General features: G+C 67.7%; 20 protein-coding genes and 2 pseudogenes. 14 read left to right on the plus strand and 8 right to left on the minus strand.

What is annotated here, in order from left to right; translation table 11 throughout:
- The 4 genes and pseudogenes from VFG33_RS07330 to VFG33_RS07345 all read right to left on the minus strand — a co-directional run.
- Positions 1 to 573 (minus strand): annotated as a pseudogene (locus tag VFG33_RS07330) (carbohydrate ABC transporter permease); the annotation flags it as partial.
- Complete coding sequence (locus VFG33_RS07335; protein ID WP_325023749.1) at positions 570 to 1,568, minus strand: carbohydrate ABC transporter permease; 999 nt, start codon at positions 1,566 to 1,568, stop codon at positions 570 to 572. The pseudogene VFG33_RS07330 and the gene VFG33_RS07335, both read right to left, overlap by 4 nt.
- A 2-nt stretch (positions 1,569 to 1,570) precedes the next feature.
- Positions 1,571 to 2,989: an N-acetylglucosamine/diacetylchitobiose ABC transporter substrate-binding protein gene (gene ngcE, locus VFG33_RS07340; RefSeq protein ID WP_325023751.1), complete on the minus strand. Its 1,419-nt coding sequence runs from the start codon at positions 2,987 to 2,989 to the stop codon at positions 1,571 to 1,573.
- 23 nt (positions 2,990 to 3,012) lie between these two features.
- Positions 3,013 to 3,759, minus strand: a complete 747-nt coding sequence (locus VFG33_RS07345; RefSeq protein ID WP_325023753.1) for a sugar isomerase domain-containing protein — start codon at positions 3,757 to 3,759, stop codon at positions 3,013 to 3,015.
- Between the two features lie 320 nt (positions 3,760 to 4,079).
- On the opposite strand from VFG33_RS07345, the gene VFG33_RS07350 reads away from it, so the two are divergent.
- A complete protein-coding gene (locus VFG33_RS07350; RefSeq protein WP_325023756.1) occupies positions 4,080 to 5,069 on the plus strand; it encodes an N-acetylglucosamine kinase in 990 nt (329 codons plus the stop codon).
- A gap of 15 nt (positions 5,070 to 5,084) precedes the next feature.
- Here VFG33_RS07350 and VFG33_RS07355 read toward each other — a convergent pair whose 3' ends face one another.
- Positions 5,085 to 5,471 carry a YciI family protein gene (locus tag VFG33_RS07355; protein WP_325023758.1) on the minus strand — a complete coding sequence of 129 codons (387 nt, stop codon included), beginning with the start codon at positions 5,469 to 5,471 and terminating at the stop codon, positions 5,085 to 5,087.
- Positions 5,472 to 5,699: 228 nt separating this feature from the next.
- Between VFG33_RS07355 and VFG33_RS07360 the strand changes: the two genes are divergently transcribed.
- The 3 genes from VFG33_RS07360 (at position 5,700) to VFG33_RS07370 (ending at position 8,519) form a co-directional block, all read left to right on the plus strand.
- On the plus strand, positions 5,700 to 6,548 hold the full coding sequence (locus tag VFG33_RS07360) for an alpha/beta fold hydrolase (RefSeq protein WP_325023760.1): 849 nt from the start codon (positions 5,700 to 5,702) through the stop codon (positions 6,546 to 6,548).
- Between the two features lie 73 nt (positions 6,549 to 6,621).
- Positions 6,622 to 7,239, plus strand: a complete 618-nt coding sequence (locus VFG33_RS07365; protein ID WP_325023762.1) for an ArsR/SmtB family transcription factor — start codon at positions 6,622 to 6,624, stop codon at positions 7,237 to 7,239.
- On the plus strand, positions 7,236 to 8,519 hold the full coding sequence (locus VFG33_RS07370) for an MFS transporter (protein WP_325023764.1): 1,284 nt from the start codon (positions 7,236 to 7,238) through the stop codon (positions 8,517 to 8,519). The genes VFG33_RS07365 and VFG33_RS07370 overlap by 4 nt, the downstream gene beginning before the upstream one ends.
- On the opposite strand, the gene VFG33_RS07375 is transcribed toward VFG33_RS07370, so the two are convergent.
- Positions 8,516 to 9,820: a hemolysin family protein gene (locus VFG33_RS07375; protein ID WP_325023766.1), complete on the minus strand. Its 1,305-nt coding sequence runs from the start codon at positions 9,818 to 9,820 to the stop codon at positions 8,516 to 8,518. The two genes, VFG33_RS07370 and VFG33_RS07375, sit on opposite strands and share 4 nt — an antisense overlap.
- A 200-nt stretch (positions 9,821 to 10,020) precedes the next feature.
- Here VFG33_RS07375 and galT point away from each other — a divergent pair, with 200 nt between their 5' ends.
- The 4 genes and pseudogenes from galT to VFG33_RS07400 all read left to right on the plus strand — a co-directional run bounded on the left by galT (position 10,021) and on the right by VFG33_RS07400 (position 13,949).
- Entirely contained in the window at positions 10,021 to 11,067 is a 1,047-nt protein-coding gene (gene galT, locus VFG33_RS07380) for a galactose-1-phosphate uridylyltransferase (RefSeq protein WP_325023768.1), read from the plus strand.
- A pseudogene (gene galK / locus VFG33_RS41360) lies at positions 11,064 to 12,194 on the plus strand (galactokinase). Before galT ends, galK begins: the two are co-directional and overlap by 4 nt.
- A 94-nt stretch (positions 12,195 to 12,288) precedes the next feature.
- Positions 12,289 to 12,588, plus strand: coding sequence for a helix-turn-helix domain-containing protein (locus VFG33_RS07395; RefSeq protein ID WP_325023774.1), 300 nt, complete (start codon positions 12,289 to 12,291; stop codon positions 12,586 to 12,588).
- Positions 12,585 to 13,949, plus strand: coding sequence for a type II toxin-antitoxin system HipA family toxin (locus tag VFG33_RS07400; protein ID WP_325023776.1), 1,365 nt, complete (start codon positions 12,585 to 12,587; stop codon positions 13,947 to 13,949). The genes VFG33_RS07395 and VFG33_RS07400 overlap by 4 nt, the downstream gene beginning before the upstream one ends.
- Positions 13,950 to 13,960: 11 nt before the next feature.
- On the opposite strand, the gene VFG33_RS07405 is transcribed toward VFG33_RS07400, so the two are convergent.
- The gene (locus tag VFG33_RS07405; protein ID WP_325023777.1) at positions 13,961 to 14,788 is read right to left on the minus strand and encodes a DeoR/GlpR family DNA-binding transcription regulator; all 828 of its coding nucleotides are present in this window, start codon (positions 14,786 to 14,788) and stop codon (positions 13,961 to 13,963) included.
- A gap of 122 nt (positions 14,789 to 14,910) precedes the next feature.
- Here VFG33_RS07405 and VFG33_RS07410 point away from each other — a divergent pair, with 122 nt between their 5' ends.
- Both VFG33_RS07410 and VFG33_RS07415 read left to right on the plus strand, forming a co-directional pair.
- Positions 14,911 to 16,029 (plus strand): GNAT family N-acetyltransferase, encoded by a 1,119-nt coding sequence (locus tag VFG33_RS07410; protein WP_325023779.1) that lies wholly within the window; start codon positions 14,911 to 14,913, stop codon positions 16,027 to 16,029.
- A gap of 80 nt (positions 16,030 to 16,109) precedes the next feature.
- The gene (locus tag VFG33_RS07415; protein ID WP_325023781.1) at positions 16,110 to 16,772 is read left to right on the plus strand and encodes a GNAT family N-acetyltransferase; all 663 of its coding nucleotides are present in this window, start codon (positions 16,110 to 16,112) and stop codon (positions 16,770 to 16,772) included.
- Here the strand turns inward: VFG33_RS07415 and VFG33_RS07420 are convergent.
- Positions 16,753 to 17,667 (minus strand): NAD-dependent epimerase/dehydratase family protein, encoded by a 915-nt coding sequence (locus tag VFG33_RS07420; RefSeq protein WP_325023783.1) that lies wholly within the window; start codon positions 17,665 to 17,667, stop codon positions 16,753 to 16,755. The genes VFG33_RS07415 and VFG33_RS07420 overlap by 20 nt on opposite strands.
- Before the next feature lie 203 nt (positions 17,668 to 17,870).
- Between VFG33_RS07420 and VFG33_RS07425 the strand changes: the two genes are divergently transcribed.
- The 4 genes from VFG33_RS07425 (at position 17,871) to VFG33_RS07440 (ending at position 21,205) form a co-directional block, all read left to right on the plus strand.
- Positions 17,871 to 18,626 carry a CAP domain-containing protein gene (locus tag VFG33_RS07425; protein ID WP_325023784.1) on the plus strand — a complete coding sequence of 252 codons (756 nt, stop codon included), beginning with the start codon at positions 17,871 to 17,873 and terminating at the stop codon, positions 18,624 to 18,626.
- A gap of 158 nt (positions 18,627 to 18,784) precedes the next feature.
- Entirely contained in the window at positions 18,785 to 19,741 is a 957-nt protein-coding gene (locus VFG33_RS07430; RefSeq protein WP_325023785.1) for a CAP domain-containing protein, read from the plus strand.
- Positions 19,742 to 19,926: 185 nt separating this feature from the next.
- The gene (locus VFG33_RS07435) at positions 19,927 to 20,802 is read left to right on the plus strand and encodes a CAP domain-containing protein (protein WP_325023786.1); all 876 of its coding nucleotides are present in this window, start codon (positions 19,927 to 19,929) and stop codon (positions 20,800 to 20,802) included.
- Positions 20,803 to 20,944: 142 nt separating this feature from the next.
- Positions 20,945 to 21,205: a hypothetical protein gene (locus VFG33_RS07440; protein WP_325023788.1), complete on the plus strand. Its 261-nt coding sequence runs from the start codon at positions 20,945 to 20,947 to the stop codon at positions 21,203 to 21,205.
- Positions 21,206 to 22,319 lie beyond the last annotated feature (1,114 nt).

Consider the following 22,319-nt stretch of genomic DNA (forward strand, 5'->3'; position numbering starts at 1 on the left):
CGCCTCGTACACCTCGCCCGGCAGCTGCTTGAAGAAGCTGTGCAGGAAGAAGACGGTGAACGGCAGCGCGAACGCGACGTACGTGATGATCAGCCCTGGCAGGGTGTTGAGCAGCGAGAGGTTCTTCAGTACGAAGAACAGCGGCACGATCGCCAGGAAGACCGGGAACGTCAGCCCAGCCAGCATGGAGTAGTAGATCAGCCGGTTGCCGCGGAACGAGAACCTGGCCAGCACGTATGCGCACATGGCACCCAGGATCATCACCAGCACCAGCGCGGTGCCCACGACGATCACCGTGTTCGCGAAGTAGCGACCGATGCCGGCCGTCGTCCAGGCGGTGGCGTAGTTGCTGAAGCGCAGCTGGCCCGGCAGCGACAGTGGGTTGCCCAGGACCTCCTGCGTCGACTTGAACGAGGACAGCACCGTCCACACCAGCGGCAGGATCACCAGCAGCGACCACAGGATCAGCGCGATGTGGGCGGTCGTGGCCACGCCCCTGCCCTCCGGGGCCCGCTTGTCGGGCGCGCGGGACCCGGCGACGACGTCGGGCCGGTCGGCGGCGGTGGTTGTCATCGGCGTACCTTCACTTTCCGCTCACGTCCGCCGGTCAGGGCGTTCACCAGGAAGACCACGAGCGCGAACAGCAGCGTCACTGCGGCCAGGACCACGCCCATCGCTGTCGAGTAACCGAACTGCCCCTTGGTGAAGGCCGTGGTGAACAGTTGCTGGGGCATGACCAGCGTCGAGTTCTGCGGCCCGCCGCCGGGGTTCAGCGCCTGCATGTAGACGAAGGCGTCGAGGGCGGCGATGCCGAGATAGATGTACGCCGTCTGCACGTTGTCGCGGATCAGCGGCACCGTGATGGACACAGCGGTACGGAACCGGCCGGCGCCGTCGATCCGGGCAGCCTCGAACACCTCGGGGTCGATGCCCCGGATGGCGGCGATGAACAGCACCATGTAGAAGCCGACGAAGCCCCAGATCATCACGAACATCGAGGCCGGCATCGCGGTCCGCGCGTCACCGAGCCACGCGTAGTTCTCGAACTGGTGCAGCCCGATCTTCGACAGCACCGCGTCCAGCACGCCCGAGCCCGGCGTGAACACCTGGGCCCAGATCAGGCCGATCACGATCGCGGGGATCACGTACGGGAAGAACGAGACGATCCGGTAGAAGCCTGAGTTGCGCAGTCCGCGGACGGTCCCGGTGCCCGAGCCGCCGATCGTCACCAGCGTGGCAAGGGTCAGCGCCAGCACGATCGTCACGAGCGGCACGACGATCGCGAGCTCTACGTTGTTGCGCACGGACCTCATGAAGATGTCGTCGTGAAACAGCTTGACGTAGTTGTCGAAGCCGACGAAGTTCATCCCCGAGCTGAACCCGGACCAGTCGGTCAGCGAGTAGTACAGCGCTTGCACGAACGGGGAGATCACGAAGACCACGAAGACCGCCAGCGGCAGGCCGAGGAACACGACCATGAAGCTGGCCCGGTCGAAGGTCAGCGGCCGGCGCCGCCGCCGGGCGACGGACCGCTTGGGTCCGCCGCCCGGCACGACATCTTGCGTCATGGTCACTTGGTAACCGGGATCTTCTTCACGGAGCTGTCGTTACGCACCTTGTCGGTGATCTGCTGCAGGCCCTTCGTCAGGCCCGCCGCGTCGAGCTTGCCGGACAGGAACGAGTTCCAAACCACGAGGTTGTCGGTGTTCATGCCGTACAGGCCGACGAACTGGTAGTCGAAGATGTTGGTGCCGGCGGCGTCCAGCATCGCGGTCTGCGACTGCAGCGCGGTCGAACCGAAACCGTCCGCGGGCACAAGACCCTTGACGATCGTCGGCGCCAGCCGCGTCTTGGCGAAGTTGGTCGCCGCCTCCTTGGACAGCATGGCCCGCAGGAGCTCCTTGCCGCCGGCAACGTTCTTGCCCTTCGCCGGGACGATGAACGGCTCGCCGGCCGCGCTGCGCAGCGCCGCGTACGGCAGCTTCGGGCTCTCGGTGAGCGTCGGCTCCGGGATCCCCTTCATCTGGAACCCGCTCTTGGTGGCCTTCTTCATCTCGTTCTCGATCCACGAGCCCGAGGGGTAGAGGATGGCCTGCTGGTCGTTGCTCCACTTCGCCTGGGCGGCGGTGAACTGGGTGCCGGCGCCGCCGGGGACGAAGTAGCCGTTCTTGACCATGGTCTCCATGGCCTTGAACACGCCCTGGATCTGCGGCTTCGACCAGCAGTCTCCCTCGAGGTTCTCCAGCGCCAGCCGGACCTCGTCGCCACCCTCCTTGATCGCGGAGTCGACGGCCAGGGTGTGGTAGTAGGTCGCGGCTTCCTTGCCCCAGACGAACAGGTACTTGCCCTTCGCCTTGGCCTTGGCGCCGAGGTCGAGCAGCGCGTCGTAGGTCTTCGGCGGCTCCCAGCCGTTCTCCTTGAACAGGCTCTCGGAGTACCACAGGCCGTAGAGGGTGAGCACGTAGTTCATCGCGACGAACTTGCCGTCGAAGGTGCCGGGGAGCTTGGCGCCGGGGTACAGGGTGTCAGCGATCTTCGTGCCCTCGTAGTTGTTGGCCTCGAAGACGTCGTCCAGCGTCGTGAGCTGGTCGAGGATCGTGTTGAAGCCGATCTGGTTCGCGCCGGAGTTGTCGATCAGGTCCGGCGGGTTGCCGCCGACGAAGCGCGGCTGCAGTTGCTGGGCGATCTGGGTCGACGGAGCGACCTTGAACGTCGAGCCCGCGAACTTCGCCTGCGCGATGTTGGCCGCGAACGTCACGTAGTCGTAGCCGTACCCACCGTTGAAAATCACCGCGTCGACGGTCGCCTTGTCCGCCATGCCGAACGGGTTCTCCGCGCTCTTGTCGGCGCCGCCACCGCCGGAACCGCTGTCGTCGTCGCCGCCGGTGGCGCAGGCCGCCAGGAGCGTGCTGCCGCCGGTGGCCAGCAGGGTGCCGACCGCCGCGCGCTGCAGGAACAGCCGCCGCGACAGGTTGTTGGGAGTACTCATTGGTCCCGCCTTCCGAGAGTGTTTCAGGCAGTACGACGGATCCGGCCGGCGTACTGAGCTTCAAGGGCGTGGTTGTGGTCGTCGCCGCCCGGGATGTTCGCGGACAGATACACAGGTGCGGTCTCGCCGGCCTCGGTGAGCCGGCGCAGGACCTCGGCGACCAGCATCTGCGCGATCAGCGCGGCAGTGATGGACGACACCGCGCAGACCTTGCCGCCGTCAGGCAGGTCTAGCACGGAATCGCCGTACGGAGCGTGATTGTCGAGCACCACGTCGGCAAAGTCGATCAGCTTCTTGCCCGACGGGTGCCGCGAGTCGACGCCGCTGGTGTGCTGCAGCGAGGTGATCGCGATCAGGGGGTGGCCGTTCTCCTTCACCACGGCGGCCAGCTCGACGATCGAGCCGTTCACGCCGGAGTTGGAGGCGATCACGAAGAGGTCGGTGGGTTGCGCGGCTGACAATTCATAGAGCTTGCGCGAGTACGACGGGTCGCGCTCGAGCTCACCACCGCGGAGCAGCTCGGGTGATTCGCCGCCGAGCAATACCAGGTCGCGCAGCGCGATCCGGTTCGTCGCGATCAGGCCGCCCGCGCGGCCGGCGATCTCCATCGCCAGCGCCTCGGAGTGGCCGGACCCGAAGGCCTGGATGACACCGTTCTTGCGCAGCGACGCGGTCATCAGGTCGGCCGCCTGCTGGATCGGGCCGTCGATCTGCTCGGTCACCGCGGCCAGGATCGGCGTCAGCGCGTGAACATAAGACTGTGCACTCACGCCGCCCTCCACGGGGCTGTTGCCCCCGTTGGCGCTCGTGCTGCCCGGTGCCGTGCTGGCCATCAGAGGCCCTACCCCTCGACTAATGTGTTCGCCGCGACACACCTGGTGCCGACAAGTGCGCAAGTTTGCGGTTTGCTGGACAGAACTTTTCTCACCTGGCAGCTAAAGTCAAGGATCATCTCACTCTTCCCTCCAGATCGGGACCGTTGCGTGACCTTGCTTGTTATTGTTCATAAATAGTCTCTTTTGAGCAGTTTGGAGCATCGCCTATGTCGCTCGAACGCCCGGTTCCGGAACCACGGGATCCAGTGGTCCTGATGCCAGCCACCGCACTGGTCCTGGGCGGCGACCTCGGCGGCACCTCCACCCGGATCGTGATCGCGGACCATGAGGGCAACGTAGTAGGCCGCGGGGCCGCCGCGGGCGGAAATCCGACCAGCCACCCCGCGAGTGCCGCGGCCAACTTCGGACAGGCCATTCACCAGGCACTGGAAGGCGTCGACCCGGCGCTGGTGAGGACGGCGGTGATCGGCATGGCCGGTGGTGCCGCGCTGGCCAACCCCGCGGTTCGGGCCCAGTTCGACGCGGCCTGGAACGGCGCCGGCCTGGTCTGCGCACCGGACTACATCGGCGACCTCGAGGTCGCCTTCGCCTCCGGTACGCCGGAGCCTGACGGCACCGTGCTGATCGCGGGGACCGGGAGCAACGCGGGCCTGATGCGCGACCACCGACTGGTTCGCACCGCGGACGGACACGGCTGGCTGCTCGGCGACGACGGTTCGGGCTTCTGGCTCGGCCGGGAGGCAGTGCGCAGTCTGCTGCGCGCATTGGATCTGGGGGAACCGATCGCGGGACTCGGCGAGGCCGTGGTGAAGGCCGTGTTACCGGACCACGACGAGCACGCCATCGCTGAGCGTGAGGGGTACAACCGGCTCCGTGATGACCTGATCAACACGGTGAACGCCCGTCCACCGGTCCTGCTGGCGGAGCTGGCCCGCACCGTCGTCACGGCGTACGACCAGAACGACAAGACGGCGCAGGCGTTGGTGAAACGCGCAGCCGAACTGCTCACAGAGACGGTCAGCCGGCTCCGGACAACGTCGGACAACGGTCCATTGGTGCTCGCGGGCAGCGTCGCGGGCGAATCGTCACCGGTCGGCCGGCTGCTCCGGCAAAGCATTCACGAGCACTTCCACGGCGAGGTCCTGACCGCTCACAACGGGGTGGGTGGAGCGACCTGGCTGGCGCTCGGAGCCCTCGATCCGGCCCTCGCCACCCGCTCCAACCACACCCGCCTGGTCAGCTAGTACTACGGAACGTCACTACTCCTCGAAGATGGAGGCCGGGCGGAGCTCGACGGCGACGAACTGCGCCTCCGGGATCCGGGCGGCGATCTCCTCGGCCCGCTCGGGAGTGTCGACATCGACGATGAAGACGCCGGCGAGTTGTTCCTTGGCCTCGGAGTACGGGCCGTCCGTGGTCGCCCGGACACCCTCGCGGATCCGGACCACCTTGGTCCGCGACGGCGCCTCGAGTGGCACCGCGGCGACGAGCTCGCCCTTGTCGTCCAGTTCGGTGAGCAACTCCTCCAACTGGGCGGCCAGCGCGTCGCGCTGCTTCTTCGTCAGTGCGATCCCCTTCTCGGTGTTCAGGAAGGAAGGGTGTCCCCAGGTCACTGGGTTGCTGTGGATCAACAACAAGTACTTCACGGTCGGTTCCTTTCGGTCTGGATGGATCTTCGCAGCAGAGGTCGGAAGCCCGATCGGATCCTCGACATTTCCCCGCTGCGTCGACTTCCCGCTGCGTCGACTTCCCGCTGCGTTGATTTCCCGCTGCGTTGATTTCCCGCTGTGTCGATTTCCCGAAATGTCGAACCTTCGGGCAAACCTTCGACGTACCGGCCGTCAGAGCATCGCCGCGAACCTAAGGTGACTTCCGTGAAAGAGATCGACCTCCGTCTGAACGACGGCCGGATCCTGCACGTCTACGACACGGCGCCGGGCGACTCCGCGCGGGTCACGGTGCTGTGGCACCACGGCACGCCCAACCTCGGCGCGCCGCCCGAGCCGCTGGTCGAGGCCGGCGAGTGGCTCGGCCTGCGCTGGATCTCCTTCGACCGGCCCGGGTACGGCGGCTCGACCCCGATGCCCGGCCGGACCATGACCACCGTCGCCGAGGACGCCCGGTTCGTCGCCGACGAGCTCGGCATCGATGAATTCGCCGTGATGGGCTACTCGGGCGGCGGTTCGCACGCGCTCGGCACCGCCGCCGTACTGCGCGACCGGGTGCAGGCCGTCGTAAGCCTCGCCGGGATCGCCCCGTACGGCGTACGCGGGCTGGACTGGTTCGCCGGGATGATCCCGTCCGGGGTCGCCGCGCTGTCGGCCGCACTCGAGGGCCGGGCGGCGAAGACCGCCTTCGAGGCCTCGGACTTCGCCTACGACCCCGAGTTCCTCCCTGTCGACCTCGCGATCTTCGACGGGGAGTGGTCCTGGCTCGGCAGGGTGGCCGGGGATGTTGCGATGACCGCGGGACCCTACGGCCAGATCGATGACGACCTCGGCTATGTCACGCCGTGGGGTTGCGACCCGACCACGATCACCGCGCCGATCCTGCTACTGCACGGCACCCGGGACCGCGTCATCCCGTGTTCACACGGCGAATGGCTCGCGCGGAACTGCCCCAGAGCGGAGCTCCGGCTGCTGCCGGACGAGGGCCACCTGTCGGTCCTCACCTCCGCGGAAGCCACCCTCGACTGGCTCCGCGACCAGGCCGACCGCCGCTGAGGCGACCCTGAGCCGGAAGTATATTCCAAGCAAGGGCTTGACATCGGTTTGGCATGCGGCGCATATTCCAAGCATGTCTTTGGAATCAGAATCGCGACGGAAGCGGTTGCTCGACGATCCGTTGGCCATCCGGGCGCTCGCGCATCCGGTTCGGCTGGATCTGCAGGCTTTGCTCGGCACGGAGGGTCCGCTGACCGCGGCCGATGCGGCTCGCCGGCTGGGGATCAGCCAGGCGTTGGCTTCCCACCACCTGCGGCAGCTGGCGAAGTACGACTTCGTCGAGCCGGCCCCGGGCAAGGACAACCGGGAGCGGCCGTGGCGACTGGTGTCCACCTCGCAGTCGTGGCGCGAGGCAATGAGCTCGCCTGAGGCCGCGGCGGCGGCCGACGTACTGGAGCAGTTGGTCGCGGAGCGGGCCCTGGGCGAGCTCGCGGACTGGCAGCAGCGGCGGGCGAAGGAGCCCGCCATCTGGGTGAACAACGCCGGGATCGGGCACACCGGGATCTACCTCACCGGCGAGGAGCTCGCCGAGCTCGAGGAGCAGATCAGTGCACTGCTGCAGCGGTACGTCGACGAGCGGCCGATCGACGACAAGTCCACCCGTCCGCCGGGCAGCCGGCACGTCGACATCACCCGCATAGTCACGGTGTCTCCAGAGACTGTGCCGCCAGAGGAGGGCACTGAGCCATGAGGGATCTGTGGCAGGTTCTGGTGCGGCAGCGGGACTATCGGCTGGTGCTCGGCGCCGGGCTGATCTCACTGACGGGTGACTGGGTACTGCGAACGGGGCTGGCGTTCTACGTCTATACGCTGACTGGCTCCACCTTGGCGTCGGGTGGATTGTTGCTCACGTCGTTCCTGCCACTGGTCGTCCTCGGCTCGCTGGCCGGGGTGTTCGTCGACCGGTGGGACCGGCGGCGGACGATGATCGCCACCAACCTGCTGCACGCGATCGTGCTGCTGCCGCTGCTGGTGGTCCGCGACGAGAGCATGCTCTGGGTGATCTACCTGGTGGTGCTCGCACAAGGTTGCCTCCAGCAATTTTTCCGGCCGGCCGAGCAGTCCATGGTCCCCCTGCTGGTCGAACCGCGGCACCTGGTCACGGCTAACGCGCTGAACAGCCAGAGCAGCGACATCGCCCGGCTGGTCGGGGCAGCCCTTGGCGGCGTCCTCGCTGCGGTCGGCGGACTCACCTTGCTGGCCCTCGTCGACGCTGCCAGCTATCTGATCGCGATGGCCTTCTTACTAGGCGTGCGTCATCGGGCCGCGCGGGTCGTGCGGGAACGAACCACCGGAGCCGTCCGGCAACTGAAGAACGAGTGGATCGAGGGGCTCCGGATCTGCGTGGCCGGCCCCGCGATGCGACTGGTGTTCGTGTTCGGGCTCGTCACCGGGATTGGTGAAGGAGCGATGAGCACGTTGTTCGCGCCGTTCGTGAGTTCCGAGCTCGGTGGCGACGGAACGGCGTACGGGCTGATCACCTCGTCACAGGCGATCGGCGGGATCGTCGGCGGACTGGTCGCGGCGGCGGTCGGCTCGCGGCTCTCCGCGGCCAAGATGTGGGGGTTCGGGGCGCTCGTGTTCGGGCTGATCGACCTGGTGTTGTTCTGCTATCCCTTGGTCTGGCACAGCCTGGCGCCAGCGTTCGTCTGCATGATCGTGGTCGGGCTGCCGGGCGCGTTCCTGGTAGCAGGTTCGATGACCGTGATCCAGCGGCTCACCGACGATGCGTCGCGGGGCCGGGTGTTCGGTGCTCTGTTCGCTGCCGAAGGGGTCGCCTTGCTGGTCGGCATCTCGGCGGCCGGCGTGCTGGGAGAAATCGTCGGCATCATCCCGGTCCTGATCGTCCAGGGCCTCGGCTTCGTCATCGGCGGCCTGGTCGTCCTCGCCCGCCTCCCCCTGCTCTCCCAAGTCGTTGCGTCCGAAGAACCTGAGGTCATAGCCCAAGGTTCTTCGGACGCAAGGGTTTAGTCGGAGGCGGCGGGTTCCTCGGCGGCGGCGACGCGGTGGACGCGGACGCGGGCGACGCGGCGGCCGTCCATCTCGGTGACGGTGACCTTGTAGCCGTCGACGGCGCCCTCGTCGCCGACCGCGGGGACCCGGCCGAGCTGGGCCGCGAGGAATCCGGCGACCGTCTCGTACGGCCCGTCCGGCAGTTCCACCCCGGTCTCCTCGGCGAAGTCGTCCAGGTTCAGCAGACCGTCCACCTCGACGTCGCCGCTGCGGAGCCGGGTCGTCTCGCCCGACTCCTCGTCGTACTCGTCCTTGATGTCGCCGATCAGCTCCTCGACGAGGTCCTCCATCGTCACGATGCCGGCCGTACCGCCGTACTCGTCCAGCACGATCGCCAGATGGGTGCTGCGCCGCCGCATCTCGGTCAGCGTCGGTAGCAGCTTCGCGGTGTCGGGCAGCATCAGTACGTCGCGCGCGAGGTCGCCGACCCGGACCGACCGCGACGCGACCGCGGGATCGAACAGGTCACGGACATGCACGAACCCGACGATGTCGTCGGCCGTCCCGTTCATCACCGGATACCGCGAGTGTGGCCGCTCCGCCGCGAACTTGACCGCTTTGTACGCCGGCATCTCGGCGTCGATGAAGTCCACCTTCCCGCGGGGCAACATCAGCTCGCGGAGCTGGCGGCCGCCGGCCTCGAACACGTCGTCCACGATCCGGCGCTCTTCCTCGCCGAGGGACTCGTGCGCCGAGACCAGATCGCGGAGCTCCTCGTCCGACATCACCTCGCGGTTCGCGTTCGGGTCACCGCCGAGGGCGCGGACCACCAGGTCGGTCGACTTCGAGAGCAGCCAGATCACCGGCCGGACCGCCGAGGCGATCCGGTCCACCAGCGGCGCCAGGCCGAGCGCGAACTGCTCCGCCCGCTGTAGCGCGAGCCGTTTGGCCGCGAGCTCGCCGAGCACGATCGACACGTACGAGATGGCGATGGTGATCAGGATCAGGGCAGCCGTGTTCGCCAGGCCCTCGGGCAGGCCGAGCTTCTGCAGGTGCGGGGACAACCCGTCGGCGAGCGTCGCACCACCGAAGGCGGCGGACAGGAAGCCCATCAGGGTCACGCCGATCTGCACGGCGGACAGGAAGCGGTTGGGGTTGGCGGCCACCCGGGCCACCGTTTCGCCCCGCTTGCCGCGGTGCGCGATGGACTTGATCTGGCTCTCGCGCAGCGAGACCAGAGCCATCTCGGCAGCGGCGAAAACGCCACCGATCAGGACGAAGACGAAGATCAGGACGATGTTGAGCAGGGTTTCGTTCATGACTAAGGGATTCCTAGCGCCCTCTCCTGTGCGGGGGGAGAGGACGCGATGGTTGGGCGTCGTCCATCGATCCAGGGTAGCGGTGGCGGGTCCTACCATGCATGTTCGAACGTGTTGGTTTACGATGATTCATGGCCAAGTCGTGGCCGGGGCGCTCCGATCCGGGCTCCCTCCGAGCAGTCGCAGCAGGAAGTCGGACGATGAACACACCGCGTGGCGCACGGCGGACGGACACCAAGCTTTCCGACGGCCGGGACCTTTTGTACTACGACCCCGCCGACAGCCCGGTCCGGGTGCCACTCGAGGACACCCGCGGTCTGCCGGAGCCGAAGCCACAGGTGGAACTGCGGATCGACCCGCTGACCGGCGACGTGATCACCTACGCGACCCACCGCAACACCCGGACCTACCTGCCGCCGGCGGACCAGTGCCCGCTGTGCGCGACCAAGCCGGGCAACCCGACCGAGATCCCGGACCACGACTACAACGTGGCCGTGTTCGAGAACCGGTTCCCGTCGTTCGCCGGCCCGGGCCGGGCCGAGGTCGTCTGCTTCACCAGCGACCACAACAAGTCCTTCACCGATCTGTCCCAGGGCCAGGCCCGGCTGGTGACCGACGTCTGGGCCGACCGGACGGCCGACCTGAGCGCCCGGCCGGACGTGGAGTACGTGTTCCCGTTCGAGAACCGCGGCCGTGAGATCGGCGTGACGCTCAGCCACCCGCACGGGCAGATCTACGCCTTCCCGTTCCTGCCGCCGCGGATCAAGACCCTGCTGGCCCGCGCCCGCGAGCACCAGGCAGTTGCTGGCAGCAACCTCTTCGCCGACATCCTGGCCGCCGAGCGCAAGGAGGGCACCCGGGTGGTGGCGGAGAACGGCAGCTGGACCGCCTTCGTCCCCGAGGCCGCGCGCTGGCCGGTCGAGGTGCACCTCTACCCGCACCGCCAGGTCGCTGACATCGCGGAACTGTCGACGGAGGAGCGGGACGACTTCGCCGAGCTGTACCTCGACGTCCTCGCCCGGTTCGATGGCCTGTACGGCGACCGGCTGCCCTACATCGCCGCATGGCACTCGGCGCCGGTCCGGGTGGACCGCGAACTGGGCTACCTGCACCTGGAACTGTTGTCGATCCGCCGGGCCGCCGACAAGATCAAGTACCTGGCCGGCTCCGAGTCCGGGATGGGCGCGTTCATCTCCGACACCCGGCCGGAGGATGTCGCCGAGACACTGCGGAAGGTTGGTTCGTGAGCACGTTTGCTGAGGTCTTCGGCACCGAACCCGACGGCTCCTGGCGGGCCCCCGGGCGGGTCAACCTGATCGGTGAGCACACCGACTACAACGACGGCCTGGTGCTGCCGATCGCGTTGCCGAACCAGATCCTGGTGACCGCGTCGGCCCGCACGGACGGTGTTCTCGCGGTCGCCTCCACCGGGCACGACGGAGTGATCGAGTTCAGCCTCGACTCGCTGCAGCCCGGCTCGGTCGAGGACTGGGCCGCCTACCCGGCCGGTGCCGCCTGGGTGTTGCGCGAGGCCGGCTACGAGATCGGCGGCGCCAACCTGCTGGTGGATTCCGACCTGCCGTCAGGCGCCGGCCTGTCCTCGTCGGCGGCATTGCTGTGCGCGACAGCCGTTACCCTGCTGTGATTGCACGGCATCGATGTCGACCCCGCGGAGGTCGCGCGGCTGGCCCAGCGGGCAGAGAACCAGTACGTCGGTGCGCCCGTCGGCCTGATGGACCAGATGGCGTCGATGTGCTGCACCGCCGGCCACGCCCTGTACTTCGACATCCGCGCGATGTCGACCGAGCAGATCCCCTTCGACCCCGAATCTGACGGCCTGACGCTGCTCGTGGTCGATGTGAAGGCACCACACCGGCACGTCGACGGGGAGTACGCAGCCCGCCGGAAGAGCTGCGAACAAGCCGCGGCCGAACTCGGCGTACCGGCTCTGCGGTCGATCGCCTTCGAAGACCTGGACGCTGCGCTGGCCCGGTTGTCAGATGACGTCGTACGCCGCCGCGTGCGCCACGTGGTCACGGAGATCCGCCGGGTGGAAGACGCCGTGGCCCTGATGCACGCGGGCCGCCTGCGCGATGTGGGCCCGCTGTTCACGGCATCGCACGTGTCGTTGCGCGACGACTTCGAGATCACCGTCCCCGAACTCGACGTGGCCGTGGACAGCGCCCTCGGTGCAGGCGCCCTGGGCGCCCGCATGACCGGCGGCGGTTTCGGCGGCTGCATCATCGCCCTCGTCAACACCACCGAGGCCCCCGCAGTCCTGACCGCCATCGAAAAAGCCTTCGCCAGCCACAACTTCCAGACTCCGACCTCCTTAGCCGCCACTCCCTCCGCAGGAGCGTCCCGACGGTCCTGAACCCCTACCAGAAGCTTCAGATCTTTATGGCCGTTACATAGACCATAAAGCGCTATAGTGGTCGATGTAACGGCCATAAGCGAGGAGTTTCACTATGGCAAGGCCACTACCGGCCAGGACCCGGATCAGCGCTGAGACCATCGGTGCGCACCTGAGCACCTGGCGCAAACTGCAGCATCTCACCGCCGAGCAGGTCGCGGAGCGGGCTGGGATCTCACGGGGCACTCTCCGCCGCCTGGAGAACGGCGAGGCGACGGTCGGCCTCGACGTGTTCCTCAACGTCGCCCGGGTGCTCGGCGCGCTGGACCGGCTGGTCGACGCACTAGACCCCTACGAGACTGACCTCGGCCGAGCACGTGCTGACGAAGCACTTCCGCGACGGGTGCGATCGTGACCGACTCATTGATCGTCTCTGTTGATATCGAGGGCCAGAGCGTCGATGCCGGCACCGCATACTTCTCTCGTCGTCGCAACGCGCTGGCGACGTCGGTCCGGTACGACGAGGGATATCTGCGGCGAAAGGAAGCCTTCGCCATCGATCCTGCTCTGGCGCTCTTCTCCGGTTCGCATCAGACCGACGGACTTCCGGGCGCGTTCACGGACTGCTCCCCCGATCGGTGGGGGAAGAACCTCATCGGGCAGAAGCTCCAGGCGCAGGCGCTGCGGGACGGGCGCACCCCGCCCTCCTTCAGTGACGTCGACTTCCTGATCGGGGTCAGCGATCTGACCCGCCAGGGAGCACTGCGCTTCCGGAAATCCGCCGACGGTCCGTACCTCGATCCCGACCTGACCGTTCCGAAGATGGTTGAATTGCCGCGACTGCTGCGCGCTGCCGACAAGGTCGCCGCCGACGGTGACGACCTCACGGCGATCAAAGCTCTCCTGGATGCGGGCTCAGGATCCCTCGGTGGAGCACGACCCAAGGCGTCCGTGCGCGACGGGGACCGGCTCCTCATCGCCAAGTTCCCGCATCACAGTGACCAGTGGGATGTGATGGCTTGGGAGAAGACAGCGCTGGATCTCGCAGGCAGGGCGGGCATCGAGGTTCCTGGGTACGAACTCCTGAGAACCGCGGGGCGCAATGTGCTCGTCCTCGACCGATTCGATCGCAATGCCGGCCACCGGATTCCCTACATCAGCGCGATGACCTTGCTGTCGGGCCGAGACGGAGACGCCCGCGACTACACGGAGCTCGCCGAGACTCTGCCCGAGCACAGCTCCCGCACCTCGGCCGATCTCCGTGAACTGTGGCGGCGGATCGCCTTCTCTGTCGCCATCCACAACACCGACGACCACCTGCGAAACCACGGTTTCCTCCGCGAGGATGTCACTGGCTGGCACCTCTCGCCGGCCTTCGACATCAACCCGAACCCGAACGTCGTCGAGGAGCGGGTGACCGGTATCGGTGGCGCCCGCGGCAGAGGGGATGAGCTGACCGGCCTGATGATGTACGCACCTACCTTCGATCTGACCGAGACGGATGCCAGACGAGTGCTGCTCGAGGTGATCGACGCGACCAGGGACTGGCGCAGAGTGGCATCGGCGAACGGAATCGACGAAACCGAGCAGAAGCGCTTCGAGAACGCCTTCGACGGTCTGAGGACAGAGATGCTCGGAGTCGCCCACAGCGGTGGCGCCGCTACCACGCAACTCACTGCACCGGCCGGCAGGCAGTTGCGAGTACCGAAGGGGGCGAGGAGCGGAGGTCGGTTCGCCGCGAGGTCAGAGGACGAGGAACAGTCTCCGCACCGGTGATGCCGACCTGCTCAGGCGATGACCAGGGTGCAGCCGGTGTCGCGGGTGGCTTTGCGGGCTGGGTTGGGGAGGCCGGCGTCCGTGACGACGACGTCCAGGTCGTTCCAGGTGGCGAAGGTGCTGAGGCCGACGGTGCCCCACTTGGTGTGGTCGGCGACCAGGACGACCTCGCGGCTGGCGGCGATGAAGGAGCGGTTGGTCTCGGCTTCCATCAGGTTCGGAGTGCTGAGGCCGTGCTCGGCGTCGACGCCGTGGGCGCCGAGGAAGAGCATGTCGAGGTGGAGGGACTGTAGGGCCGCTGTCGCGATCGGGCCGACGAGGGCGTCCGACGGGGTGCGGATGCCGCCGATCAGGACGACCGTGCGGTCGGAGCGGCCATTGCCGTGGAAGACGTCGGCGATCCGGGCCGAGTTCGTCACCACGGTGAGGTTCTCCACCCGGAGGAGCTGCCGGGCCAGTGCGTAGGTCGTCGTACCGGCGCCGATGCCGATCGCGCTGTCGGGCTGGACGCGGCGGGCGGCCTCGGCCGCGATCGCTTGCTTGGCGGCGGACTCCTGGGTGAGCTTGGCGTCGAACCCGGGCTCGTGGGCGCTGCGCAGACCGACCGAGGTGGCGCCGCCGTGCACCTTGTGCAGCAGGCCGCTGGAGTCGAGGGCGTCCAGGTCGCGCCGGATCGTCATGTCCGACACGCCGAACCGGTCCACCAGCTCCGCCACCGTGATCGCGCCCCGGCTGTTGACCTCGGCAACGATCGTGGCCTGCCGCTGGGCAGCGAGCTGACCGCCCCGGCCACGGGGCGGTTCGACCCGAGAGGAATCAAGAGAGCCGGCATCGTTCACAACTGACAGCCTAAGGTCTGCGCTGCCGCAGCGCAGTGGGAAAAGGCCGGTTCCCGCGCCTGTACTGCGTACCGGGCGAAATGGCGTTGCCGCGAGGCGCCCGGGGAGTCACGCTTTGGGGCATGCGATTCCCCGAGGACGTTCCGGTGCTGACCGACGGTGTGGTGACGTTGCGCGCGCACACCGCGGCCGATCTGGAGCCGATGTACGAGATGTGCCAGGACCCGACGATGCAACGCTGGACCACCATCCCGGTCCCGTACGAGCGTAAGCACGCCATCGGATTCCTGCACGAGGTGATCCCGGCCGGCTGGCGGGAGAACGGTCCGTGGGCCTGGGCGATCGAGTACGACGGCCGCTTCTCCGGCACCGTGGGTCTCCATGGTGTCGGAGGTGGCACCGGCGAGGTGGGGTTCTCCGTGGCGCCCTGGGCTCGCGGGCACGGGGTGATGACCGCGGCGGTGAAGCTCGTGGTCAGGTATGCGTTCGACGAGCTCGGCTGGACCCGGGTGACCTGGCGTGCGTTCGTCGGGAACTGGGCGTCGCGCCGGGTCGCGTGGAAGGCGGGGTTCCGCAACCTGGTGATGGTTCCGGACGACGGGCTGGCCCGGGGTGTCCGCAAGGACCAGTGGATCGCGTCGATCGCGCGGGACGACGAACCGGAGCCGCAGGGGAACTGGTGGCAGGTGCCGGTGATCGAGGGCGATGGCCTCAGACTGCGGGCGATGCGTAGTACGGACGCGAAGCGGGTGATGGAGGCGTGCAACGACGGGCGGACGCAGTACTGGCTGGCGGGGATGCCTTCGCCGTACCAACTGACGGACGCCGAGGCGTTCATCGAGAGCCGGCTGGAGAATCTCGCGTCGGGTGAAGGGGTGTCCTGGGCGATCGCCGACCCGGTCACCGACGAACTGCTCGGCAACGTCAGCGTGTTCGACCTGCGGAGCCGGATCGACCGGACCAGCGGCGAGGTCGGCTACTGGCTGCACCCCGAAGCGCGCGGCCGCGGCGTGATGACCACCGCGGTCCGGCTGGTGATTCCCCAGGCCTTCAAGCCGATCGAGGAGGGTGGGTTGGGCCGGCGGCGGCTCATGCTGTTCGCTGCTGACGGCAACAGTGCCTCCGCGCACGTTGCCGAGGCCAACGGATTCACCCTGACCGGCACCGCCCGCGCGGCGAGCCCGCGCCGCGACGACAGCTATGACGACCTCCTCTGTTTCGACCGGCTGATCACCGACTGAGAGCGGCCGGATGCGGCCTGTTTGTGACAGCCGACACTGTTCCCCTCGCCGTGGAACGTTCTGACTGGTTGAATCGACGGGTGAGAGATCGTGAGGAACTCGTCCGCCGCTGGCAGGCCGGGTGGTCTGTTTCGCGGGGCTGGACCAAGGTCGAGGATGACAACGACGGGATCCTGACCGTTCGAGCGGGTGAGGAGAACCGCGCGATGGAGTACGTCGTCCTCGACGCGGACGACAAACCCGAGCGGGTCGAACGTGCCGCCGAGCTCGCCCTGGCGGCGGGTGGCGGCCGCGGGGCCGGCTGGATCACGCTGGCCACCGAGGACCGCGAGGCGCGCATCGAGCAACTCGAGGACCTGGGGCTCGAGGTGCAGCGGGAGCAGGACTGGCTGATGACCATCCAGCTGTCGGAGCAGCCTGCCCTGAAGCTGAACGAGCGCTATGCCCTGCACACGGAGCTCGAGTCCGACCTGATCATCACCCGCGCCACGCTGCATGGTGGCGTGGTGTCCAGCGGCCGGATGGCGGTCGTCGGCGAGGACGCTGTCGCGGACCGGATCGAGACCGACCCGGCCCACCGGCGGCGCGGTCTGGGCAGCGCGGTGATGGCCTCACTCGTGGAGACAGCCGCTGCGCAGGGCGCCAAACGCGGCATCCTGATCGCCTCGATCGACGGGCTGCGGCTCTACCGCAGCCTCGGCTGGAAGGTCATCGCGGACATCGTCATCGCGCGATCGAACTGATCGTCTCCTCGAGCGCACGGTCGGTCGGCACGGGCTCGATCCCGAAGGTCTGCTCGGCCTGCGACGAGTCCACCACGAACGGCTTCCGGAACTGGTACTGCAACTCCCGGATCCCCTTGGCCTGCTTGTCGAACAATCCGGCCAGCCAGAGCACGGCGGGCGGCAGGCTCGACAACCGAGGAGCCTGTACTCCGGCCAGCGCCGCGGCCCGGGTGGACAGCTCACGGATCGACAACGGTGCCGGCGTCGGCACGAGCCAGGTCCTCCCCCAGGTCTGGTCGTTGCCGGCGATCGCCACCATCGTGGCGGCGACGTCGTTGATGGAGGTCCAGCTGTGCGGGACGTCCAGGTCGGCCGGCACAGCCGTCTTCTTGCCCGCGAGGACCCCGGGGAGCACGGCGATCGTGTAGAAGGAGTTGGCGCCGGCTCCGAGGTAGTCGGAACCGCGAACCTCGGCCGTGCGGATCCGGCCGGCCTGGTGTGCGGCGAGCGCGTCCGCCCAGAGCTTGGCGCGGACCTCACCCTTGACCGAGTTCGGCCTGTCGGGGTCCTGCTCCTTCATCGGGCCGGTGGGTGCGCCATAGGCATAGAGATTGCCGGTGGTGAGCAGCAGTGCGCCGGTCGTCTCGGCCGTCTCGATCAAGGACGCACCGAGCGGCGGCCAGTCGACGGGCCAACGGTCGTAGGCCGGACCACCACAGCTGAACAACGTGTCGGCACCGGTGGCGATCTTGCTCAGTACTTCGGCGTTCGTGGCATCGGCCGCCACCTTCTCGACGCCGGGGAGATCTGGTCCACTGCCGCTGCGCGTGACCAGCTTGACCTCTTCACCGCGATCCACGAGCGCCCGCGTCACCGCAGTACCAACTGGTCCGCCACCGACCACAACCCGCACGTCTATCGCCCCTTCGTAGAGGTCTAGGACAGTACGGGATCCACGGGGCAGGTACGTCAAGGATTCGTCAATGCGGGCAGGAAGTTGGTCACAAGGGGTCGTGGTCGGCAGCTGGATCCGCTACGGTCCCGAGCGTTATGACGAACGCACCGAACGAATCCCGGGGACGGTCCGCAGGCAGGCGACGGGCGAAGCGAGGCGGGGTGGCCGGACCTATCCTCGCGGCGGTCGCTGTGCTCGCGTTGCTGGCGGCGGGTGGCTGGTACGTGACCCGCGACGGCAGGGACGCGGTCTCGACCGGGCAGAACGAGCCCCTGACCACCTCCACGGACAGCTCGTCGATGCCACCTGTCTCGTCGCCGACGCCGAGCACGACCCCGACGAAGGCCACGAGCAAGCCGACGACGAAGACGCCCAGCGCGACACCGAAGCCGACGCGAACCAGTACTGCGCCGAGCCGCGGCACCACGCGCACCCCCAAGCCGACACCCGCTCCGACCTCGACGAAGCCGAGCCACACGAGCACACCGAAGCCGACCGCGACCACCAAGCCGCCGGCACCGAGTGGTTCGAAGGAGGCGCAGGTCCTGCAGCTCACCAACAACGAGCGGCAGAAGGCGGGCTGTGGTCCGCTGCGGACGAACAGCGCCCTCACCCGCGCGGCCGATCTGCACGCGTCCGACATGGTCGTCCACCACTTCTTCGACCACAACAGCCAGGACGGCCGCAGCCCCTTCGACCGGATGAAGGCGGCCGGGTTCAAGGGCGGGTCGATGGCGGAGAACATCGCTGTCGGCTACAGCTCCGCGGCGGCCGTCGTCGAGGGCTGGATGAACAGCGAAGGGCACCGCAAGAACATCCTCAACTGCGACTACTCGTTGATCGGCATCGGCTATGACTCCGGGCAGGTCAAGCCCGACTGGGGCAACGGAAGTTGGGTCCAGGACTTCGGTGGCTGAGGCGAACCTTTGGGGTTCGTTAAGACGGTTCGCTGACCTGTAACGGTGACTGGCTGATCCGTTAAGGTCTCTGTTCGGTAACCAGGGGGGCCTGGCCAACGCGCGGGGAACGACGAAACGACTTCCGGAACGATGAAACGAAGAGGATTCGCCCACCCATGACGGACTCGCCAACCCCTGGGCGACACCGCAGCAGAAAGGCACCCCGACGACGCGGCCTGATCGGCCCGATCGTCAGTGCGCTGTCGGTGTTGCTCGCTATCGCTCCGGTCGCCTGGGTGATGACGTCTCGCGACAGTTCCGATGTCGCCGACCCCACCAAGGTTCTGAACGTCTCCGAGGACAACAACGGCCCGGCCGCGGTCGAGGGGACCACCGATGACGGCAGCACCAGCAAACCGCTGATCACCGTCACGGCCACCCTCCCGAACGGCATGACCACCACTCTGATCCCGGCCGCGACACCGGCCCTCGGGTCGGCCGAGTCGACCACCAGTACGCCGGCGAGTGGTCAGCCGACGACCGTGATCAGCTCGGGACCTACCGGCCTGACCACTGTCACAGTGACGCCGCAGGCGCCGCAGAGCGCTGCCGGTAGGACCACCACGAAGCCCAAGCCGAGCACGCAGCCGACGAAGACCAGTCCGACCAAGACGGTGACGACGGAGCCCACTCCGGACGAACCGGCAGGTCCGCCGCCCGGCGGTGGAGGCACGAGCAGCCAGGAGCGCGACGTACTGGATCTCGTCAACCAGGCCCGGCGCAACCAGGGCTGCAAGACCCTCGCACTGGACGACAGCCTGGTCGAGGCGGCCGGCTCGCACGCCTCGGACATGGTCCAACGGCACTACATGGACCACACGAACCCCGACGGCGAAGACCCGGGCGACCGGATCAAGAAGGCCGGCTACAACGGTTCGGGCTGGGGTGAGAACATCGCGGCGGGCTACTCGTCGGCGCAGAAGGTGTTCAACGCCTGGATGAACAGCGAAGGCCACCGCAACAACATCCTGAACTGCAAGTTCACGAAGATCGGCATCGGCTACGACCCTGGCCAGGTCAAATCCGACTGGGGCCCGGGCAGTTGGGTCCAAGACTTCGGTCGATCGAGTTGATCGTTGTCCGATGACCACCGTGTGGGCCGGAGACGTTGTGCTCAGGCCACCACGTTTGGTCGGTTCGCAGGCCGCTACAGCGGGTAGATCCGTCCTTGTTATGCCATCGGGCGCTCCTCACAAGCGCCACGGTGAGACGACTTGAGGCACGTCTTGGGGGCGACCGTGAAGGGAACACGCACGTAATGTCAGAGCGAGGAGCCGGCGCCCGGCGCCGGCAAAGCAGGAGACCCGCCCAGCCGGCCGGATCGCGGGGCAAGCGAATCCTGGTGGCGATCGGCACGGTGGTCCTGGTGATCACCCCGATCTCGTGGATCCTGCTCCACCAACCACAGGCGGACAACGCGGACGCGTCGGTCCCGTACGTCAGCAGGCCCGACGACACCTACATCACCGCATCGACCGACCCGGTCTCTGCATCCGGCACGCCGCCGGCCCCGGGCAGCCGCGAGACGGTCACGCCAACACCCGGCGCAACCACCAGCACGCCGCCGACCACCCCGGCGACGCCCGGAGCGACCCCGTCGACCGGCGGCCCCATGGACCGAGAAACCACGGTCCCGACAACCAAACCGGGCGAGACGACGACGCCAACGGACACCCCATCCACCGGCTCAACCGCCAACCCGAAGCCAACAGGCACAACGACGACCACCACGCCGCCCTCCACGACACCGCCTCCTCCCGAGGACGACGGCAACATGGATGACCAGGAGCAGGCCCTGTTCTCCAAGATCGACAGTGCGCGGCAGTCGGAGGGATGCGCACCCCTCCGTCGCAACAACGCCCTGTCGGACGGCGCCGAAAACGAGGCACAGAGCCGCGCGGAGGACAACGACTTCTCCGCCAGCGGGTCCGAGGCGGCCGCGGGTGGCGAAGAGATGAGCGCCGATGCGGCATACAAGAAGCTGATGGACCAGAGCTCTGGCACCCTGCTGAACTGCGGCCTGAAGGAGCTCGGCGTCGGCAACGCGGAAGCCGAACACAAGGGTGGCGTCCTGTGCGGGCTGGGCATCTGCACCAAGACGCAGATCGTCGGCTGGGTGGCTGACTTCAACTAGTAGTAGCGCGACTACAGGGACGGCGGCTCGGCGAGGCTGGGCCGCCGTCTTTTCCTGTTGGTGGGACGATGGGGGAAGTTGCTTGAGCGAACCTCCGGCGCGGGGTTAGCTTGGGCCCTCCATCCACCCTGCGGGAGGCCGGATGTACGGCGAGCGTGACGATCTCGAACCGGACCGGCCTGCGTTGTTCGGCATCCCACCGGACGCCCTCGCCGACGAGCGCCCCGACACCCGGCCCGAAGAGGCGCGGCGGATGGGCCTCAGCCGGCACACCGAAGAGGGCGCGGTCCTCCAGTTCGCGTCATCCCTGGACGGCGCCAAACCCGGCCACAAGATGATGGCGTGGATCCTCCTCGTCACCTTCGCCGCCCCCGCCCTCTACACCCTCATCCTCCTCCTCTGAACCCACGTGATTCGGGAGCTTCATCGGTGCACGTGGTTCGTCGGTCGCCGGGTGCATGTGGTTCGCGGGTGGGTAGGTGTGGGTGGTTCGCGGGTAGGTGAATGTGGTTCGCGTCGCCGGGCTGCGTGAGTTTGCTAGTCGCGGCGAGGTGAGTCAAGGGCGCTTCGCGGCCCTTCGGGCTCGAACAAGTTCGACCCTTGACACACCCCACCACGACCAGGGAAGGACGCAGCTAGCCCGGAGCCGCTGAGAAGAACGGCCACAGTCCAGGGGATTACGTCGAGGGTGCCGCCCGGGTAATCCGCTGGGGGTGGCAGACGGCATCCCTCGGGCCGACCGGGGCGAATGCGGCCAGCAGGACGAAGGCCCGGACCTCCACCACTCAGCAATCTCCCGCCAGTGCCCCCGCCGGAGCGGCTCCACGCCTGAGCCGGCGCCTGGCCGGGAGGTTCCGGTGCCTGGCGGGGAGGTTGCTGAGTGCTGGATGTCCGGGGCACCCGCTGTCGAACCACCTAGCGGAACGCGCACACCACCAGGCGGACCAGCCGACGAACCACCCGGCCGATAGCCGCCTGCTCGACCGATACCGCCCTACAGACCGGCATCGGCCCAACGACCCGGCATCCACCCCGACGGCCCCACCGCCGATACCGGGTTGTTCGACCGATAGCGCCCAGCAGACCGGCATCGGCCCCACAAACCGGCAGCCGACCGAACCACGCCACGATCTACGGCACGGCCCACCACCCGGACCTACAGAACCCGCCGAACCCACCCGGGAAACCGGTTACTGGACAGGGTTCCGCGACTTCTGTAGGTCCGGATGGGGCCACCCCGGAAACCGGCACCACCCGGGCCGACGGAATCAGCGGAAGCACCCAACACCCCGCACGAACCACCCGCGAGGGTGGAATCCCCTGGACACAGCTCACACCTTCGCGCCGGAACCACCCGGGCGAACGGAATCCCCTGAATGCAGCTCACACGTCAGCGCGGATCCGCGTAGCTGCGTCCTTCCCTGGTCGACGTGGTGGGTGTCAAGGGTCGAACTTGTTCGATCGCCGAAGGCGACGCCAAAGGCGCCCTTGACACCCACCACGTCGACTAGCACACT

The sequence above is a fragment of the Kribbella sp. genome (assembly GCF_035687465.1).
GTDB lineage: Bacteria > Actinomycetota > Actinomycetes > Propionibacteriales > Kribbellaceae > Kribbella.

Coding starts and splice junctions, on each gene's coding strand:
- VFG33_RS07335 (WP_325023749.1), bottom strand. CDS start 1,568: ATGACGCAAGATGTCGTGCCGGGCGGCGGACCCAAGCGGTCCGTCGCC.
- ngcE (WP_325023751.1), bottom strand. CDS start 2,989: ATGAGTACTCCCAACAACCTGTCGCGGCGGCTGTTCCTGCAGCGCGCG.
- VFG33_RS07350 (WP_325023756.1), top strand. CDS start 4,080: ATGCCAGCCACCGCACTGGTCCTGGGCGGCGACCTCGGCGGCACCTCC.
- VFG33_RS07365 (WP_325023762.1), top strand. CDS start 6,622: ATGTCTTTGGAATCAGAATCGCGACGGAAGCGGTTGCTCGACGATCCG.
- VFG33_RS07370 (WP_325023764.1), top strand. CDS start 7,236: ATGAGGGATCTGTGGCAGGTTCTGGTGCGGCAGCGGGACTATCGGCTG.
- VFG33_RS07375 (WP_325023766.1), bottom strand. CDS start 9,820: ATGAACGAAACCCTGCTCAACATCGTCCTGATCTTCGTCTTCGTCCTG.
- galT (WP_325023768.1), top strand. CDS start 10,021: ATGAACACACCGCGTGGCGCACGGCGGACGGACACCAAGCTTTCCGAC.
- VFG33_RS07395 (WP_325023774.1), top strand. CDS start 12,289: ATGGCAAGGCCACTACCGGCCAGGACCCGGATCAGCGCTGAGACCATC.
- VFG33_RS07410 (WP_325023779.1), top strand. CDS start 14,911: ATGCGATTCCCCGAGGACGTTCCGGTGCTGACCGACGGTGTGGTGACG.
- VFG33_RS07430 (WP_325023785.1), top strand. CDS start 18,785: ATGACGGACTCGCCAACCCCTGGGCGACACCGCAGCAGAAAGGCACCC.
- VFG33_RS07435 (WP_325023786.1), top strand. CDS start 19,927: ATGTCAGAGCGAGGAGCCGGCGCCCGGCGCCGGCAAAGCAGGAGACCC.
- VFG33_RS07440 (WP_325023788.1), top strand. CDS start 20,945: ATGTACGGCGAGCGTGACGATCTCGAACCGGACCGGCCTGCGTTGTTC.